This is a genomic window from Microcoleus sp. BR0-C5 (genome assembly GCF_036705045.1).
Taxonomy (GTDB): domain Bacteria; phylum Cyanobacteriota; class Cyanobacteriia; order Cyanobacteriales; family Microcoleaceae; genus Microcoleus.
Genome location: NZ_JAUBTR010000020.1, coordinates 1 through 18,600, shown reverse-complemented (window position 1 = coordinate 18,600; position 18,600 = coordinate 1). Strand labels below are relative to the sequence as shown.

The window sequence follows — 18,600 nt, the reverse complement described above, 5'->3', positions numbered from 1 at the left end:
TGCCTGTTACTAATTTCAATAATCGTTTTAGGAACAGGCGAGATGCCTGTTCCACAAGAAATCAACTCTTTGTGGAATGGGCCGAAGAGCCCGTTCCTAATTAGTCGAGCAATTCCACAGTGCCGAGATACCCGTCTACTCGGACTTTTTGACCGTCTCGCAAGCGAGTTGTAGCTTCAGAAATATTCATAACGGCGGGAATTTTGTACTCGCGAGCGATAATTGCTCCGTGAGATAGTTGGCCGCCAACTTCAGCGATAATTGCTGTTGCTCCTAATAGCAGCGGTGCCCAACCTGCATCGGTGTAAGGAACTACTGCGATCGCATTTTCTCCTAAATCTGTGCTCGCGGTGCGGCAAATCTTGACAAAGCCTTCGACACGACCGATACTTGCGGGAATTCCCTGCATGATATTAGTTGCAGATGTTGCAAGTTCGATCGACCTTGTCTGAGAATTTGGCAGCAAATTGCCGTAGACGACAGGGGGAATCGGACGATCGCGATCGGCTAACAGGCGATCGCGCCTTTGGCTAATTGTATCCTGAAAAGAAACACTCGCGCCGCTGCGAATCCACTGCTGAATTTCCCCAAATTCCAGATAAAAAATATCCCCGCTTTCCTGAAACACCTGCATTGCCAATCCGCAAGCTTCAATCTCCAAAAAAGTCCAGCGTAGATGAGCCAACAACCGCGCGTAAATTTCGCTAATTTCGTTTTTGACAAGCGCTCTTTCTTGACATTTATCTAATCGCCACTTCTGCGAAAAAGTCAATCCTATTTCATGCTTTTCAACTAAATTAGTTTCGGCTTTTTGAGCCATATTTATTAGCAACTTTTGATAAATTTCTGGTTGTTCTCGCCAAGTAGGAACAGCAATATCCGTTCCCACCTCGCTCAAATATCCGTAAATATTAAGCCACTTTTCAAAATCTGCTTGTAAAGCCGGAGTTTCCGCAAATGTCTGTGCTAAATGTGCGACTGAAACAGTTTCGTCAGGCTGCGAAACAGCAGCTTGCCGCAATTTATGAGCCAACTGCTGTAAAGCTCGCACCGAAGCAATTTCAGGAGCGCTGTCATTAGCCAGCCAGTCATCATTAACGCGAAAAATTGCCTTGCGAATAGCCAGCCCGATCGGCCCTAATATATTGTAGTAAGTAATCGGTTTCAGCCACTCCTGAATTTGCTCCGCTCTCTCCAACAATTCCGTTAAATATTGATAATTGGGCATTGGGAATTGGGCATTGGGCGTTAATATTTCTTCTTCCCTCTTCCCTCTTCCCTCTTCCTTCTTCCTTCTTCCCTCTTCCTTCTTCCCTCTTCCGACTTCCATCGGACTGACATCCGTTACATCCGTTACAGAATCCGTTGCCGAACTTCCCTCTTCCTTCTCCAAACTTTGCAGTGCCGGGAGGAAAATAGAAGTACGATCGCCCTTAAATTCTGCATTCAGCGCCCTTTCTCGCTGCACCAGACGCCACAAACCAGGCAAATTCGGCAAAATCTTCCCCAAAGGCGGCTTGCCCATTTTTTGCCCTCTGAGCAAAAATTCCAAACCCTGCTCCGGCAATCCCATCATCCGAAAAATTTCGCCCAACAAAGTCGCATTAAAATAGGCGTGAGAACCCAGCAAAGTTGCCGTTTCATTAAAGTTTAAGCCGATCGCGCGATCGCCCAAAACCACCTGAAAAATCTCTCCCCAAACCTCGCAAGTCAGCGGTCGATTAATCGACCAAGTTAGGGGGCGAATTGCACCCGGAATCACTTCTGCTGCAATAGTGCGCGTCCAAAACGGCTGCAAATTTGTAATCGGCCGGCTTTGCAAAATCCAAACTTTTTCCCCGTCCCAACTCCACTCAATATCCTGCGGGATTCCGTGAAAAAAAGCTTCTATAGCTTGCGCTTGTTTGACTAATTCTGCTATAATTTGTTTATTAATAATTGAATTAGTTTCAAGTGCGCTTAATTGTTTTTCTAAAATTTCAGGTGCACTAAAATCAATTTCCCAATGAACCGGAGTAACTTGTCCGCCGACAACCGATTCAGCACCTCCCGGCAGAGCTTCAATAATAATTTGGGAACCGCCATCTAAAGGATTGCGACTGAACATGACTCCCGCAATTTGGCTGTCAATGTAAGGCTGAATCAATACAGCCATTTGGGTATCGGGCAATTGTCCTTGGCGGCGGTAAGCCAAAGCTTCAGCCGTCCAATAAGACTGGCGGCAGCGATTAATGCCGTCGATTAATTCTGCTTCTGTGAAAACAGGGCCAATAGTTTGATATTGTCCGGCGGCAGAACTCGTATCGCCATCTTCTCCCGCAGCAGAAGAACGCACAATCATTCGATTTTGGATTTTGGATTTTAGATTTTCGATTAAAGAATTAGGAATTGACAATTCCTCACTATTTCCTCGATGCCCAATGCCCGATGCCCGATGCCCGATGCCCGCTTCTTGTGATAATATCCAACCAGAAGGTACATTAAAACCTGCGCGTTTGAGTTGAGACAATTTAGCAGCTTTATCACCGCAGATTGCAGCATCTAACGAGTCATCAAGAGAAAACAATTGATCTGATTTAGATAAAGCCATATCATCACCTTGACTGAAATTAATTGCTGCTAACAACAAAGCTAATCCTGCTGCTGCTAAAAATTCGGGCATTGATTGTCGCCACACCCAAACCCAAATTGGCGTGCACAGACACCCGCAACGGGAAGCAAAGAGTCTCGCCCGATCGCCCTCACCCCACCACCGCTGTGCCAAACCCCACACCAGCAGCCCCCAAATGCCCGATGATACAGCCACCGGGGGCGAAAATACCAAAAGACCCCAAACAGCGTTGGTCACGCCTCCACCTCGGGCTATCGCATATCTGCCCGCAACTAGAGGAATTAACAGGGCGATCGCGATCGCAGGTGCATCCGGGAAGCAAAATCGCCCCGCCAAAACCGGCACAATACCTCTGGCAATTTCCGCCAACACCGCAGCAATTCCCGCTAGTTTCCCCCCGTGAATGAAAGCAGCAGACACACCCACATTCCCCGTGCCCAGCGCCCTCAAATCTCGGCGGCTAAACACTCGCACCGCCCATCCCGTTAGCGGTAAAGCACCCAGACTGAAACTAGCAGCCAACAGCAATGCTATTGTCCCCAACGGCATAAAATCTGCTCTCCTATTTTCACGCTCTAAACATTATGACGGCAATTATGTCAATTTTTCTGTCTTCCGATATATCAACCAGACGGCATTAACACTTAAGATAATGTAAAAGTAGAGTAGATAAGGATTTAACTATCATGACAGATGTCAGCTTGACGACCCCAATAGCAGTTCTTGTCGCTGGCTTTATTGCCGCAGTTACGATCGGCTCGATCGCCTGGTATAACTCCAAGCGTCCCCCCGGTTGGGAATCCAAAGAACGCCCTGATTTTGTACCGAAAGTTGATAAAGACGATTTGATTGCTGATGTTTCTGACTCGAAACGTAAATAAAACAAAGTTTCTTTAGAGGAATAAAAGCAGGACTTGTGCATTATTAATGAGAAAAATCGGTCATTACCAGTTGTCATTGCTAGCCAGAGCGCGGCAATTTCAAGGGTTCACCTTTCCATTTTTGGCGCAAGTCCTATAAATCTCAAATCCCCAATCTAAAATCTACAATAAGGTGCGCCCCTAAGCACCCTACATATACAGGACTAAGGCTAAAAAGTAGTTTTAGACGATACATATAGCGTAAGGTGCGTCCAGCGCACCTAGAGATTCTCCGTTCAAGACAGATATAGAATTTCTGCCTAAATCTTGTGAATATAGTGTAGGGACTATTCAGAGAAAGCCCCTACAAATCGGAGATACCGCGTAGGCTCTGCTAGCTTATTTTTGCAGCGGATTGAGTTTCGTAACCGAACTTTCCTTGGCATCTTCAGCGCTATCTTTGAGGAAACCAGAAGCATCCTTAAAGGCGGCGCCTACTCTCTCTAAAATATTGGCATCGGGATCGCTGCGATCGAATACGGGTTGAGCCTTAGCCGGCTGTCCGTCTGGCGCTTCTAACAAAGTTTTATCTCCGCCGAGTTCGAGGTCGAACTTGTCAGTTTCCATCGGTGCAGAACCCGGATAAAGCAGCTTTGAGGAATTAGAGTCAGCGGTAGTCGAGGCCAGGAGACGATCGGCTACGATCAACAAATCAGCCCGGTTCTTTTCTGCTTGAGCAGGCGACTGATTTACTTTAGGATCGGTGGATGTTTTATAATTCGTGTATCCATCACCGCCACCCTTGTGAGGGTTATTCATTCCTCCAGCTTGAACGGGAGGATTCTCAGGCCGAGCACCTCGAACATCGCCCGCATTGCAAGCGGTGCTGGTAAACAGCAGCACACCCGCCATAAATACAGTCAAAAATTGACCGATACGCAGTCTTTTAAAAAAAGCAGTTACAGTGTTCACAAAAATTTTCCGATTTTTTACTACTACTGGTTAAGAGTAAAAGTAAACTCCCCATGCCTGCCTCTAACGGCGGTGATATTTTGGTGCGGGTTGGTATCGACTTTTTTATAACTTTAGAGAGATTTCATAAACGGCGGAGATTTTTCCAAAGCAAAGCATAATGGTAGGGTGCGCCAGTTCCAATAGTTGCTGGAATTGAAGAGCTTTTTTGTTTCTGACACACCCTACAAGCTCCTAATTAGGGAATTTTTCGACTTTCGCTTCAGCTTGCAAAGTCAGCAAACCAGCTTCCACATTTAGCTGCTGAATTCGCAGGGACATTCCCTCAAGTTCAAAATTTCGCAAGTTTAAAACTTCACCAGCTTTGTCCGCCAAAGCTTCAGTTAAGTCCGGCGAAAATTCCTTGTTTTCGGGATACTCGACATCCTGAAGAGAAATTGCCCAACCGCCCGCTGCGATCTCAGGTTTTGCTGTAAAATAAATTTTTTCATTTGAGGCAGTTTCCTGCACCAATACCTCAGCATTTAAAGCGATTTTTCCGTCTAGCAATTGGCACTCAATAGTTTTAACGTCTATTGTCTGCTGTTGTCCGTCAACAGTAACTTTTAAGTTTTTCAGTTTCCTGCTGATGTATTCGGAATTAAAAGCGCGGTTGATATCGCTTTCTGTTAAAACTGCGCGCGCCCCACCGAAGGCAGGCCCGTTCAGTTCAATTTTGCCAAACATAGCGGTGAGGGGATTGACTGCAATATCCTTGACGTGAATTTGCAAATCTTCCACGCGCAAATCTTGTTGCATTACCAACCCTGTGCCCTCAACGGCAACGGCCTCTACTGAACCCTGGGCTAGCTGGATCGGATCGGTGTTGACTGTGACAGACAAAGTTTCGGATTCGTCTAATTTGCTAGCAATAGCAATCTCTGCCACTTTGTCGATCGCCTTTTCCCCTAAACTTCTATTTTGTTGAAGCACGCTCAGAATTCCTAATAATATTGTTTAAAAATAGTAGTTAATACTTAATAAACTTAGCGTCTTCCTCTCGGCAGGTTTCTCGTCTGAAAAAAACTTAGCCAAAGACAGAGGGTTTCCAGCAAATTGCTAAAATTAATCAGGTACTCTTCGGCGCACTCTACATTGACAATCAAGCATCCAGGATACCCGCCACGTGATTCATCCGTCCAGAAATAAAAAACCTGTATCCGATAAAGGATCCCCCGAATTGATCTCGCGCAAGTCAATGCTTCAATTCTTTAATCTAAAATCTAAAATCTAAAATCGATTGACTCGGTGGCGAAGCGGTGAAAAATCAAAAACTTGGATTTTTGCCAAAAGTCTTTTCGAGAAGTTCGATCGCCCGGTACAATTAAGTTAAGAGCCGGCACCGCCATTTGCAATGAATCCAGAATCAACTCTCGCTAGACTACAAGCTACACTTCCCGACGGAAAACTGCCTTCTAGCTACGGGGTATACTTCAAAAACACCCTAGTAGCCCTATGTCACGCCCTAGAAGACCACATTTTGCAAACCAGTGGCGAGGACAAGAGCGAACTCCAACCCTTAGTTTTGGTAACGTTTCAGCAGGGAAAATGGTATTTACAGGAAGCAGATCGCTACCTAGATATTGCTAATGCCTCTCGGCGCGTTGTCATCGGTGCAGTAGCCGACAGCGGTTTTGCTACCCACAAAACCGGGCAATTAGAAAATGTATCTTTAATAAATCTCGATGAGAATGACCCCATAATCGAAGAATGGAATTTAATCATCCTCGCCCCGACATACAAAGCAATGGTGCTTTGCCGCGAACTTTCAGCCCAGGAATACTTGCCAGAAGGCAAGCCTGAAGTAGATACAGAACGAAAGTTCTACGGTTTGTGGTCGTTTGACCAGTCTTTGGTGTCGGCTGCGGCAGAAATTTTTATAGAACAGACGCGACATTACAACTCTCCTCTGGCAGACACTTTGCTGGAAATGCACCACGAAATCCTGGCAACCATTGGCCCGCCCTTGGCCGACATTAGTGGCGTGGTATCGCGGATAGTCACTTACCTGCAAAGTTCTCAGCAGCAAATGGTAGCAATTAACCGCCAAACCCGCGAGTTGTGGGAATTGGAAGGTCAAGCTTTGCGCGTCAGCCGCAATTTGAACGCTAACAAACTTCAAGCTTTTCTGCGGATGGCCCAGCGCGTGGACGAACGCGATACCTCCAATCCTACAGCGTCTTTGCAGGTGGCGGCTTTGTCGGAAACTTTGGGTCAACTGCTGGATTTGCCGGCTTTGCAGTTGCGGAGGCTGCGGCTGGCTGGATTGCTATTTCGAGTCGGCTTAGTTTCTGCCCCGAATGAGGTGTTCGATCGCACTCCCGATGCTTTTGACCAAGCAACTTTCTCATTTTGGCGCGATCGCAGTTTCATTGGTTCCCAACTGCTGCAAGCAATGCCCGAATTAGCACCTGTGGCGGAAATAGTCAAGCACCAACTCGAATATTGGGACGGCAGTGGCAGGCCAGAGGGTTTGCGAGCCGAAACCATACCCGTTGCTTCGCGGATTTTGGGCTTGGTCGCTGATTTTCAAGAATTGAGTCAACCGCGTGGCGATCGTCCCGCTTTGAGTTTGAGCGAAGCTTTGGAAGAGTGCCGGGAACTGTCGGGCACTCGCTTCGATCCGGCTTTGGTGGAAACTCTGGGCAACGTCGTCAGGCTGGCAGAAATGGGTTTGATGGAGTTACCAACTCGCCCTAGCCAACTGCCTAACGTGTGGTTGGAGGATTTGGGCGATCGAACGACCGCGACCGCTCCGGCATTATAAAATAACTGGATTGTTGACTGTTGACTGTTGACTGTTGACTGTTGACTGTTGACTGTTGACTGTTAACCAACAACTGACAACCAACAACTGACAACTGACTAATGACTAATGACCTCGAAGCCATACGCAAAGGCAAAATTCTGATGTTGGCCGGCACTGATTTAGCCGGCAAAGACTTAGCGGGAGCCGATCTCGCCGGTGCTAACTTGTCTCAAGCAAACTTGAGTGGAGCTAATCTCGCAGGCGCTAACTTGCAGCGGGCCGTATTGCGAGCCAACCTCCGAGGTGCTGACTTGAGTGGCGCCAACCTGCGAGGGGCAGATTTTCGGAATGCCGATTTGCGGGGAGCTTCCTTCGCTAACGCTTTAGTCCGCGACGCAAGTTTTGGGGGTGCTTTTTTGACGGGGGCATCCATCGGCAATTTGGATTTGAGCGGTGTCGATTTGCGGGGCGCCGATTTGCGGGGCGCTGCTTTGGCTAGGGCAATTTTGCTTGGTGCCGATTTGAGCCATGCCAATTTATCCGGCGCTGATTTGTCGGGGGCTGACTTGGAAGAAGCGATCCTGAATGGAGCCGTATTGCGCGGCGCTAACCTGACGGGGGCTAATTTGCTTTGCGCCATGATCGAACAAACCCTTTGGGATGGAGCGTTGCTCGATCGCGCCTGTCTCCAAGGCACCCCCCTGAGCCTTTAAATTTCAACAATGTTGTTTTGAAGACAGACAAAAAACAAGATCTGCTTATGATGTGAATAAGCACAAGCGATTTTTACATTTCTTAATATAGGGTTATAATGGCGACTGTAGATGAGCAAACGAATAAATGGTAGCAGCTTTGTTTAGCGGTACATCCTTTCAAGGTCAAAGTGGCGATCGCCTTGTTAGTAAAGTAGCAGGAGCTGCGATCGCAGCCTTATTCAAGCGTTCTGAAAAGGCCGAGGCCAACATCCGAGTCGAACCAGTAGCCAAACTCTTGCAGGGAAGCATCGACGGTTTCGACTTCGTTGGCAAAGGTATGTTGATGTACAACGGCCTTCGCATAGAAGTGATGGAACTCTATCTGCAAGCACTCTCCATTGATTTTGGGGCGATTTTTGCAGGTCAAGTGAAATTACGGCAGCCTACCCAGGCAAATATGCGAGTAGTCTTAAGTCGATCGGATTTAACCACCTCATTCAATACACCTTTTGTAGTTGAAAAACTCCAGAAGCTGAAGTACCAAGAGCAATCTCTGCACTTTCAAAACACTGAAGTCAGCTTCGGAACCGACAAATCAATTCGGCTTCAGTCCGAAATTACCGTAGGCGATGCCAGCGAACCGGTCAAAATAGATATTACAGCTCAATTGCAAGTAGAAGACCGGCGTAAAATCCAATTTGTCAGCGTTACTTACGGCGGTGACGGGCAAGCAGTAGACTTGGGTCAAGCTATAATTGCCCACGTAAATAACTTGCTAGACTTAGACAAATTTGCCTTAGAAGGCACTCAACTGCGAGTAGACCGCTGCCGAGTTCAGAATGACGAGCTGGTTTTCTACGGTTGGGCTGGTATCGAACAGTTCCCCAAAGGCAAGCGCTAAACCTCAGCAGGCTGAGGTTTGCCAAATGAAATTTGTTTGAGGAATTTTATAGCTTAACAACAAAACCCGCCCAGGCGGGTTTTGCTATTTTAGCGACAGTTTTTAAGCTGTGGCGCTGCTAGGGTAAGGTCGCGCTATAGCCTTATAGCCTTTGTGACAAAAATTGGGTACACCGAAACCGGTGTTGCCAAGCTTCTTAAGTGTGATTTCATACCTCATCTAGCCAAGAAATGCTATTTCCGGCGTATTTACAGAACTCAGTTGTCGCGCATTTAATTAACCCACTACTGCGTACTTAAACTCTTGTGGGGCCGCCACTCCTAGCCCACCATCAAGCTTAAATTTAAATGCAAAATAGTTGATTCACTGGGATTCTATTGTCGCCTCAAAATCAGCACTCAGGTTGATGCGATCGCACAACTTACCTTGATAAAGTTAGATTGTCCTCAACCCCGAAACCGGGTTTGAAGGACTAAATTCTCTGGTAAAGGGCGATCGCCAGGAGTTAAACAACCCGGTTGATGAAAGTCGCGAGGGCGTAAGTCCTGTGAGAAAATAAATAACCCCAAAAGAGGAAAAATGCTCGGAATTTATTTATTTTGTATCTACGTCGCAGTATTGTCCGTGTTTGCTGGCTCCAGCCCCCGCAGCCCCGAGAAATGGTGGGTAGAAATCGTCACAGATTTGCCCCGCTGTACCTACTATTTTGGCCCCTTCGACACCGACAAAGAAGCCTCCAGCAATATTCCGGGCTACATCGAAGACCTCGAAAGCGAGAAAGCGAAAAGAGTTAGCATCCGCATCAAACGCTGTCAGCCTTCGGAACTCACGATTTGCGACAGTGAATTCTCAGAGAGGATCGCGGCTTAAGAATTTTGATAGTCCAGACTCCAGAAACCGGGTTTTTTGACGAAAATACTCCATCTATCGCGAGGGGTATCGGTTAAACAGCCAGGTTTCTGAGCGTCAAGAGTGCGTAAGTTTTGTTTGAGTTTTCAATTACCTCAAGCCTCAACTAAAACAGAAGGAGTCCCCCGCTCTACCTGTACTCAGGTGAGCGGCGGGAGGAATTCGCCTGAGTGAAGAGATCCGCCCCCGAACGAAACCGACAATCTTCAGATATCGGAAAGTGAGGGGGCGGTCGATGAACGAACAAATTTCGCTCTACCTTTCACCATTCTAGCTTTCACGAGATACAATAATATCAGAGTACGCGCGTGATAATTCCCCAAGTAATTACCGCCAAGCTGAAACTAAACCTGACCACCGAGCAAAAAGCCTTGGTGTCTCAGACGGCTAGAGCTTACCGGGATGCCTTGAACTATACTTCACAAGTCGCTTTTGATGCGGGTAAAATCAGTAATGGCGCTAAGTTGCAGAAAGCTGTCTAAAACGAATTGCGAGTTCGGTTTGGGCTTGGAGCCCAAATGGCTTGCAATGTACCCAGACAAGTATCTGTCACTTATAAGACCCTTTGGTCTAAGGTAAAACAATCTAACGATGCTCTCGCCAAAGGTTACACAAAGAGGCGGTATAAAGGGCTCGATAAACCCCCTAAATATATTTCTCGAACCTGTACCCTAAATTATCAACGGGACTACTCTTTTAAGACCGAGCAGAAAGTGAGTATTATCACGCTACAAGGTCGGATAGTAGTCCCGTATGATGGATACAACAAGCATCTAGATTTAATTACCAATGGTTCTAAAATTGGAGCCGCTAAAATTGTCTATCAGCGTTCTTCTAAGGTCTACTACTTAATGGTAAGCATTGAAGTAGAAGTACCTGAAATTGATCCACTAAAAATAACAAGAGTTTCTGGTGTCGATGTGGGTATGCGCTACTTAGCGGTGGAAACAGACTTACAAAATAAGTCTAAATTCTACTCAGGGAAAGATGCTAGATACAAAGCCAACCGCTATCACAAAGCTAGACAGACTCTTCAGCGTAAAGACACTCGTTCGGCAAAGCGAAGACTAATCGCTTTATCTGGAAGAGAAAGACGGTTTATCGCTGATGTGAACCACCAAATCAGTAAGGAAATTGCCAAACCTAACAGCCTCATTGGATTAGAGAACTTGACCGGAATACGAGATAGAACTAAGTCTAAGTCTGGGAAGAAGGTGAGCAAAAAGAGACGTAGAGCTAATCGAAATAAAGCTAAATGGTCTTATGCCGAATTACACGGGTATAATATCGACTACAAAGCCAATCTAAATGGTTCGTTAGCAACTAAAGTTCCGGCTCATTACACATCGAAAAGTTGTCCTAAATGTGGACATACTTCGGATGCTAATAGACCAAACAAAGGACTATTGTTTCGATGCGAATGTTGTAGTCATGAGTTACACGCTGATTTGGTTGGTGCGCGAAATATTGCAATGAGAGCGTTGCTTGTCCGGCAAGACTGGATGAGCACGGGGAGCTTGTCAGCATCCCCTGATGTATCGAGCGGTGAAACCAAAGCCCAAATCCTGCAAAGGTTTTCGGAATTGCGGTGGAGTTCAGATACAAGCCCACATCTCCGGCGGTACTCCGCTTGATGCTGGGTAGTTGACCAATAATATTAAGCCTCATCTTGGCCTAGTCCTTATTCGGCGGACTTTGTATTTGTAGGGGTGGCTGAAAAGTCGGCATCATCTCCACCAAAATGCAGATTTTATCCAGCATTAACGACCAAAAATAATCGGGCTCAAATCAGCACTGAGGACGAGCCGATCGCTCCCGTTGCGTTGATAAATTGAGAAGAGTAAAAACTACTTAAGTATTCCCAGAGGTAAATATGTTTGAAATCTCTATGTTGGGTATGTTTTTCACGGCTTTTTGGCTACTAGCTCAACCTGCTAGCAGCACTAGACGCGACGAATGGTGGGTAGAAGTTGATACAGATTCGCCAAAGCGTACCTATTACTTTGGGCCCTATGACAGCAGAGAGGAAGCTTCTGACAGATCGACAGGCTACATCCGAGACCTGGAGAACAAAGGAGCTAAAAAAATTAGCATCAACATCAAACAAGGTAGTCAACCTACTCAGCTAAGAGCTAGCGAAGAGTCTTGAGAAGGTTGGAAAGTGCCAATTACGGCCGAAGAAAAGTTGACTTATTAACAGGGTATTTTTCAAATGAGACCGCGCTGGCATAAAGTAGGGACACAACAATGCTGTGTCCCGATGAAATAGTGAAGAAAGAATCTTATTTGCGTCCGAGAAATGCACCCTTTTTCAAAGCACCATCTGATTGAGATTACTGCGAGGATTAAAAGTGCGATTGGCTTTGATTTTTTCATAGCATTCGCGTTCTACACTGCTAATTTCTTTCGGTGGCACGATCGCAATTTTTACTAACAAATCAGTCCGCTCGTCTTTCTTGGGTTTCGGCCATCCTTTGCCCCGCAACCGCAAAGACTGACCCGAACGAATCCCGGCTGGAAATTTCACAGTGATCATACCTTCAGGCGCCGGCACTTCAATTGAACCTCCTAACACCGCTTCGTCGGGGGTTATCGGGACTTCGCAGACCAAATTCTCTCCCTCAAACTGGAAGAAAGCGTGAGGCAAAACTTCTAATTTTAGGTACAAATCTCCCTGTTGCTTCGTGTACGGGTCAACTTGACCTTTGCCTTTTATCCGAATTTTGCTGCCGGTTTTCACTCCTGCAGGAATCGAAACTTCCCCCGTGGCGACTCGCTTGGAAGTGCCCCGAAATGCTTCCCCCAGAGTCAGGGAAATGGCGACCTCGGTGTCCAGAGAGCTTCCTGCGGTGCGGTTTTCGTACCCCGCGAAATCTTCAAATCCGCCAAAACCGGTGGGCCCGCCGCTGGTGCTGCGGTAGTTGCTGTAATTCCACTTGGCGTTGCGGGCACTACCCGGACTACTACCTGCGCGACCTAACAAGGCATTGATAAATTCGTCAAAACTGCCGTACTCGCTGAAGTCAACCCCGCCAAAGTCTACATTCGTACTGCCCCCGCCCGGCCATCCGCCTGGAGTTGTGGCAGCTTGCTTCCAGTATTGACCGTATTGGTCGTATTTTTTGCGTTTTTCAGGGTCTGAGAGCACTTCGTAAGCTTCGTTTACTTCTTTAAAACGAGCTTCGGCTTCTTTGTTACCGGGGTTCATGTCCGGGTGATATTTGCGGGCTAGTTTGCGGAAAGTTTTTTTAATTTCGTCAGAACTGGAAGTTTTGTTGAGTCCCAAAATAGCGTAATAGTCTTTAAAATCTGTTGCAGCCATTAAGCAATCCCCTCTTTATTAGTTGTTATTTGTTAGTTGTTAGTTGTTAGAAAGAATAAATCCCAAATTAGCCGCAGGATGGCGCATTAGTATAATGCCAGGAACCGAAGTGCCTGCGGCATCTCATTCAAATTATAGGTTATCAAAGGTTTGGACTCGATCGAGTTCGGTTGTTGCTGGGCGTTCGATCGCAATTTCCGCACTCCGCTGCTGTTTAAGATTTTATAGCATTCGGCTCTCTCGTGCACAAGGGAGCCGGAGCAGCCACGTCTAGAAATGCTTTTGGCATTCGAAACCAAAAAAAATGCTTTCATCAATTAAGAACGTCCTTACCCTATAGGCCGTTGCTATACCTGTGAGCTTTGAGACGGTGAAACTCCTGCGGCGCAAACTTTTGGGCAGTTATGAGGCTTAGGGCTTTCGGGAGGCGGCAGCCCGATTGAGGTGAGGGGGGGAAAGCTGCAGCTGTGGCGGGCGCGAGACCAGGAGGGTTAACTGGCGCGGACGATCTTTTTTAGTCTTTTTTTCCGTGGCGCGGTGCGATGGCTACGCCCCGGCTTACGCCTACAAACTTCTCGATATGAGCTCGATACCCAATCTAAATCTTAGCAGGTTTTCATCAGCAATTTCCGGCCAATCTGGTGTCTAAATTGTGACTATATAATACCCTAAATTGCGCCGTTTTTCCACAAAATTTCTAGATATTTTTTATTAACCCCACACCCGTGCTATAAAATTTTATTTTTACAACCTCTGAATAGATTTAAAGCCAAGTAATATAACATAATTTCTCCGCTGTCTGTTAGCTACATCACACACTTTTATAAAACATTAAGATAGGATAGTATAGCGATAAGCTTTTAACGCTACGAGGGTGCTAACATTATGAATTATTTGCTAAGTTGGCCTTGCGGCTGCTGCGACGATTGGAAAGAGAGTTCCGAGAGTTCTGTTGTACTCAGAAACGGGCAGCGCATTTGTCAGTCGTGCTACCAGCGCAAATACAAGAATCAGAAGCTATTCGCCAGACGCAGGCGATCGGACATATCTGTCTCACGGCCGACAGTAACAGAGACGGTCGCTTATTAATAATGCGCGAGCCTTTGAATAAAGCCAAGTATTTCGACAACCTCGCATCAGCGGTGGGAATTAATAATCAACAAAAAAATAATGAATTTTGTCATCAGTCATCAGTCATCGGTCATTGGTAATCTGTCACTAATTTCATTATTTATCATCAGTCACTTGAAAAGCAGGTAACAGATTTTAACTTAAAAAACTAATGACTGACGACTAATGACTAATGACTAATAACTAAATGATAGTTCCATCAGGAATCGTGGCATTTTTCAGGACTACGATAATGCCGCTGCGGATGTAAAAACCTTGGTTTTCGCGGTTGGCTTCTTCCACTCGGTCTTTATTAATTAATTGAACATTGCGGCCGATGCGGGCATTTTTATCCACAATCGCGCGGCGAATTGTAGTATCTGCACCGATACCGAGGGCGACGCCGCCGCTGTCCAAACTCGAATGCCGTTCGGCGTCGGGTTCGTAGAAGTCAGCACCCAAGACCAGGGTGTCTTGAATCGTACATCCAGCTTCAATGCGCGATCGAACTCCCAACACAGAATGGTCGATCCGGCACTCTTTGAGAATGCAGCCTTCAGCAATAATCGATTCAGTCACGTGAGTATTTAAAAGCTTAGTCGGCGGCAAGAAACGCGGGCGAGTATAAATCGGCGCCTTTTCATCATAGAAACTGAAAGGCGGCTGAGGCTGTTTGGTCAGAGCCAAGTTAGCCTCGTAAAAAGCCTCAATGGTTCCGATATCTTCCCAGTAATCGTCAAACAAATAAGCTTGAACGTTGTGGTCTTTTGCAGAATTCGGAATTATCTCTTTACCAAAATCAGTTTGGTTGGGAGATTCTTTCAGGAGTTTAATCAGAACTTCTCTTTTGAAGACGTAAATCCCCATCGAAGCAATGTAAGGACTTTCCTGAGCCTGCTGCGCTGTCAGTCCCAGTGTAGTAGTATCCACCTGCATTTGTTTGAGCCCATCGCCTTTTGGCTTTTCGCTGAAAGAAACAATGCGGCCGGTGTCGTCGATTTTCATCAAACCAAAATCCGAGGCCCGCTTCTCGTCCATTGGCAAAACCGAGAGGGTTATATCCGCGTTGGTTTCGCGGTGTCTGTGCACAAACTTCTGGTAGTCCATGCGGTACAGGTGATCCCCCGAAAGAATCAAGTATTCATCAACGTCCCACTGTTCTAGCAGCGAGAGATATTGGCGAACTGCGTCGGCTGTCCCTTGAAACCAGTTGGGGTTTTCCTGAGTTTGCTGGGCGGCGAGCACCTCGACAAATCCCTCGGTGAAGCCGGAAAACTGGTAGGTGCGAGAGATGTGACGGTTGAGGGATGCCGAGTTGAATTGGGTGAGGACGTAGATTTTGACTATTTCCGAGTTTATGCAGTTGCTCACAGGAATATCGATGAGGCGATATTTGCCTGCGAGGGGAACTGCGGGTTTGGCTCGCAATTTGGTTAGGGGGTAAAGGCGGGTGCCTACACCGCCACCGAGGATGATGGCTAAAACTTTTTTCAAGGAACTTTCTCCCTAGGGTCGATTAACTCTCCAAGTACAGTGTCGGATGGTGAGGGCTTCTTGACAAGGGGGGGGAGCAAGGAAGTTTTGAGTTTTGAGTTATGAGTTGAGTCGCTTACCCACAAACCAGGTTGTTTAATCCAAATACTTCTTCAAACCCTCAATAAGAGTTAAAAAATCAGGTTTATGAGAGTTGGAGTGTGTCCGGGTCTGGACTTAGGAGTTTTGAGTTGTGAGTTAAAATACCCATCAATACCATATGGATATTTAAAAAATTTTTGAGTTGTGAGTTAAAATACCCTTCCATAAATAAGGGCAGTTTAACAAAAGAATAAGGTTCGGGGTTTTGGCTGTTAATTACAAGTTTTTTGGGTAAATTCCCCGTTTTGGCAATTTCTCGATCGACGCTCATGGCGCTATTGTTCTTTTTCAAGGCCGGTCTATCGCACCGCCACGCCCGCTGACAATCAAGCATCCAGGATACCCGCCACGTGATTCATCCGTCCAGAAATAAAAAACCTGTATCTGATGAAACTTGCCCCGCGAATTTCTCTCGCGCAAGTCAATGCTTCAATTCTTTAATCTAAAATCTAAAATCTAAAATCGATTGACGCTCTGTAGGGGATCAAAGTGCGATCGGGTTCTGCTTGAATTTGATCCGGTTCTTTTTGCTGGCGTTTGTGTTATCTGAGTTTGCCCGACTCCACAGCACTCAGGAAGCGCCGCCCGTCGGGACGATAAATTTCTAGGTAAAGTCAGTTTTCCATCTTAGATTGACTGCAAATTTGTGTAATATTTTACAATTTGTCGATCAACAAAAAGGGATAAAATGTCTATTCTCTACCAAAAGTTAGATCCCCTAGAAACCTCTGCTACTGTAGCCTAAGCCGTAAAAGCTAGAAAAAGTGTATGCAAATTCAAACGCCAGACTGGGTTAAAAACGCCGTATTCTACCAAATATTCCCCGATCGCTTCGCCAAAAGCAAACAGCCTCGCAAACGTATGCTGCAAAACTTCATGTGGGAAGAATGGCACGCAATCCCCACCCTGCAAGGCTACAAAGGCGGCGACTTGTGGGGCGTGATGGAACAGCTAGACTACTTGCAAGACTTAGGCATTAACGCAATTTACTTCACCCCCATATTTCAGTCGGCCAGCAATCACCGCTACCACACCCACGACTACTATCAAGTCGATCCGATGTTGGGCGGCAATCCAGCTTTTAAAGATCTTCTAGACGCCGCCCACGATCGCAATATCAAAGTTGTCCTCGACGGCGTATTCAACCACGCCAGCCGCGGCTTTTTCTTCTTCCACGACATCCTCGAAAACGGCCCGCATTCTCCTTGGGTAGATTGGTTTAAAATTGAAGGCTGGCCGCTATCGGCCTACGACGGCAATTTTCCTGCTAATTATGCCGGTTGGGACGGGAATAGAGCCCTTCCTGTATTCAATCACGAAAATCCAGAAGTGCGAGAATACATCATGGAAATCGCCGAATATTGGATTAAATTCGGCATTGATGGCTGGCGGCTGGACGTTCCTTTTGAAATTAAAACCCCGGGATTTTGGCAGGAATTTCGCGATCGAGTTAAGGCAGTTAACCCCGAAGCTTACATTGTGGGCGAAGTTTGGGAAGATGCGACAGAATGGCTTGACGGCACTCAATTTGACGGGGTAATGAATTATCTTTTTGCTGCACCGACTATTGCTTTTGCAGCGGGCGACAGGGTAGATTTAACTCAAATTGAAGGCCGTGCTTACCATCCCTATCCACCGCTTTTTGCTAAAGAGTACGGCGACAAAATTCAGCAGGTTTTGGAACTGTACCCGTGGCAGATACAGCTAACTCAACTTAATTTGTTGGCCAGTCACGATACTGCGAGGTTGTTAACCATTGCAGGAGGCGATAAAGCTAGTGTCGAACTCGCAACTTTGCTGCTGTTAACTTTTCCCGGAGCTCCTAGCCTTTACTACGGCGATGAAGTTGGCTTGCCCGGTGCTCTCGATCCCGATTCTCGCCGCAGTTTTCCCTTACAAGATCGCTGGGAACGTGATGTTTTAGATTATCACAAGCAGTTGATAGCTTTGCGGCACAAATACGCTGCCCTCCGCACTGGTTCGTACCAAGTTCTGTTTGCCGAGGGAACGGTTTACGTTTTTGCCAGAATTTTGGGGGATGAGGAAATAGTTGTTGCTGTCAATGTCGCGACAGAAGAAGCTAGTATTAGCTTTGAGCCTAATCTGAAATCTGCTCACGATAAATTGCTGTTTGGGAAAGGCGAGTTTGTTTGGAAAGGTGAAGGGGAAACTCGGCATTTAGAATTGATGCTGCCGGCGCGATCCGGATTGATTTTAGGTTGGGATAATTAGTTCAGCAATTACGCAAGTGTCACGATCCAATCGACTTGTAGGGTGCGTCAGACCGAGTTATGGACGGATGATCGATGGCTTGGGATCTGACCCACCTTACTAATTGTGACACTTGCGTAAGTTCTCTAGTTTAAAATGTAAGGTGCGCCCATAAGCACCCTACTAAATTTAGAGATGCCGCAAGTTTGATTATGCTGCAACCAATGCTGGTATTAGCACCGCATCAATGATATGGATGACGCCATTGTCGGCAAGAATATTGGAAGTGAGAACTTTAGCATCATTCACTTTAATGCCGTCTGAAGTATCAATTCCCACCACAGAACCTTCCACTGTTTCAGCAGAACTCAACTCAAGCAAGTTCTCAGTTAGTACCTCGCCAAACAGAATGTGATAAGTCAGAATTTTCTTGAGCTTGGGTATGTCTTCCAGCCAAGACGTAATAGTGTTCGTAGGAATTTTTGCAAATGCCTCGTCAGTGGGTGCTAAGGAATGAGAATTAAATAACATCAGCGATGTATAATAAATAAATGAGTGAATATGAAGAGGTGTATGTTTCGGTAGA

17 protein-coding genes are annotated in these 18,600 nt (G+C 46.4%); 10 read left to right on the top strand and 7 right to left on the bottom strand.

Annotated elements, in window-relative coordinates; genetic code table 11:
- Nucleotides 1-100: 100 nt before the first annotated feature.
- On the bottom strand, nt 101-3,160 hold the full coding sequence (locus QUB08_RS12100) for a glycerol-3-phosphate acyltransferase (RefSeq protein WP_333224938.1): 3,060 nt from the start codon (nt 3,158-3,160) through the stop codon (nt 101-103).
- Between the two features lie 137 nt (nt 3,161-3,297).
- Between QUB08_RS12100 and psb35 the strand changes: the two genes are divergently transcribed.
- Nucleotides 3,298-3,492: a photosystem II assembly protein Psb35 gene (psb35, locus tag QUB08_RS12095; RefSeq protein WP_333198959.1), complete on the top strand. Its 195-nt coding sequence runs from the start codon at nt 3,298-3,300 to the stop codon at nt 3,490-3,492.
- Between the two features lie 378 nt (nt 3,493-3,870).
- Here psb35 and QUB08_RS12090 read toward each other — a convergent pair whose 3' ends face one another.
- Both QUB08_RS12090 and QUB08_RS12085 read right to left on the bottom strand, forming a co-directional pair.
- A complete protein-coding gene (locus QUB08_RS12090) occupies nt 3,871-4,443 on the bottom strand; it encodes a DUF6658 family protein (protein WP_333224937.1) in 573 nt (190 codons plus the stop codon).
- 234 nt (nt 4,444-4,677) lie between these two features.
- On the bottom strand, nt 4,678-5,415 hold the full coding sequence (locus QUB08_RS12085) for a DUF2993 domain-containing protein (protein WP_333224936.1): 738 nt from the start codon (nt 5,413-5,415) through the stop codon (nt 4,678-4,680).
- A 421-nt stretch (nt 5,416-5,836) separates the two neighbouring features.
- On the opposite strand from QUB08_RS12085, the gene QUB08_RS12080 reads away from it, so the two are divergent.
- The 7 genes from QUB08_RS12080 (at nt 5,837) to QUB08_RS12050 (ending at nt 11,885) form a co-directional block, all read left to right on the top strand.
- Nucleotides 5,837-7,249, top strand: coding sequence for an HD domain-containing phosphohydrolase (locus tag QUB08_RS12080; RefSeq protein WP_333224935.1), 1,413 nt, complete (start codon nt 5,837-5,839; stop codon nt 7,247-7,249).
- A 101-nt stretch (nt 7,250-7,350) separates the two neighbouring features.
- A complete protein-coding gene (locus QUB08_RS12075; RefSeq protein WP_333224934.1) occupies nt 7,351-7,944 on the top strand; it encodes a pentapeptide repeat-containing protein in 594 nt (197 codons plus the stop codon).
- A gap of 127 nt (nt 7,945-8,071) precedes the next feature.
- Nucleotides 8,072-8,827 (top strand): DUF2993 domain-containing protein, encoded by a 756-nt coding sequence (locus tag QUB08_RS12070; RefSeq protein ID WP_333070977.1) that lies wholly within the window; start codon nt 8,072-8,074, stop codon nt 8,825-8,827.
- Nucleotides 8,828-9,406: 579 nt separating this feature from the next.
- Complete coding sequence (locus QUB08_RS12065) at nt 9,407-9,697, top strand: DUF1816 domain-containing protein (protein WP_333224933.1); 291 nt, start codon at nt 9,407-9,409, stop codon at nt 9,695-9,697.
- Between the two features lie 347 nt (nt 9,698-10,044).
- Nucleotides 10,045-10,218: a hypothetical protein gene (locus QUB08_RS12060; RefSeq protein ID WP_333224932.1), complete on the top strand. Its 174-nt coding sequence runs from the start codon at nt 10,045-10,047 to the stop codon at nt 10,216-10,218.
- A 36-nt stretch (nt 10,219-10,254) separates the two neighbouring features.
- Nucleotides 10,255-11,370: a transposase gene (locus QUB08_RS12055; RefSeq protein ID WP_333224931.1), complete on the top strand. Its 1,116-nt coding sequence runs from the start codon at nt 10,255-10,257 to the stop codon at nt 11,368-11,370.
- 239 nt (nt 11,371-11,609) lie between these two features.
- Nucleotides 11,610-11,885 carry a DUF1816 domain-containing protein gene (locus tag QUB08_RS12050; RefSeq protein WP_333224930.1) on the top strand — a complete coding sequence of 92 codons (276 nt, stop codon included), beginning with the start codon at nt 11,610-11,612 and terminating at the stop codon, nt 11,883-11,885.
- 162 nt (nt 11,886-12,047) lie between these two features.
- On the opposite strand, the gene QUB08_RS12045 is transcribed toward QUB08_RS12050, so the two are convergent.
- Nucleotides 12,048-13,058 (bottom strand): J domain-containing protein, encoded by a 1,011-nt coding sequence (locus QUB08_RS12045; protein WP_333224929.1) that lies wholly within the window; start codon nt 13,056-13,058, stop codon nt 12,048-12,050.
- Between the two features lie 977 nt (nt 13,059-14,035).
- On the opposite strand from QUB08_RS12045, the gene QUB08_RS12040 reads away from it, so the two are divergent.
- Nucleotides 14,036-14,269, top strand: coding sequence for a hypothetical protein (locus QUB08_RS12040; RefSeq protein WP_333224928.1), 234 nt, complete (start codon nt 14,036-14,038; stop codon nt 14,267-14,269).
- A gap of 103 nt (nt 14,270-14,372) precedes the next feature.
- Here QUB08_RS12040 and QUB08_RS12035 read toward each other — a convergent pair whose 3' ends face one another.
- Both QUB08_RS12035 and QUB08_RS12030 read right to left on the bottom strand, forming a co-directional pair.
- Nucleotides 14,373-15,662, bottom strand: coding sequence for a glucose-1-phosphate adenylyltransferase (locus QUB08_RS12035; RefSeq protein ID WP_333157133.1), 1,290 nt, complete (start codon nt 15,660-15,662; stop codon nt 14,373-14,375).
- Nucleotides 15,663-15,846: 184 nt separating this feature from the next.
- Entirely contained in the window at nt 15,847-16,095 is a 249-nt protein-coding gene (locus QUB08_RS12030; RefSeq protein WP_333224927.1) for a hypothetical protein, read from the bottom strand.
- A 476-nt stretch (nt 16,096-16,571) separates the two neighbouring features.
- Here QUB08_RS12030 and QUB08_RS12025 point away from each other — a divergent pair, with 476 nt between their 5' ends.
- A complete protein-coding gene (locus QUB08_RS12025) occupies nt 16,572-18,035 on the top strand; it encodes an alpha-amylase family glycosyl hydrolase (protein WP_333224926.1) in 1,464 nt (487 codons plus the stop codon).
- 189 nt (nt 18,036-18,224) lie between these two features.
- Here QUB08_RS12025 and QUB08_RS12020 read toward each other — a convergent pair.
- The coding region (locus QUB08_RS12020; protein WP_333224925.1) for a fasciclin domain-containing protein at nt 18,225-18,600 on the bottom strand (376 nt) is incomplete at its 5' end.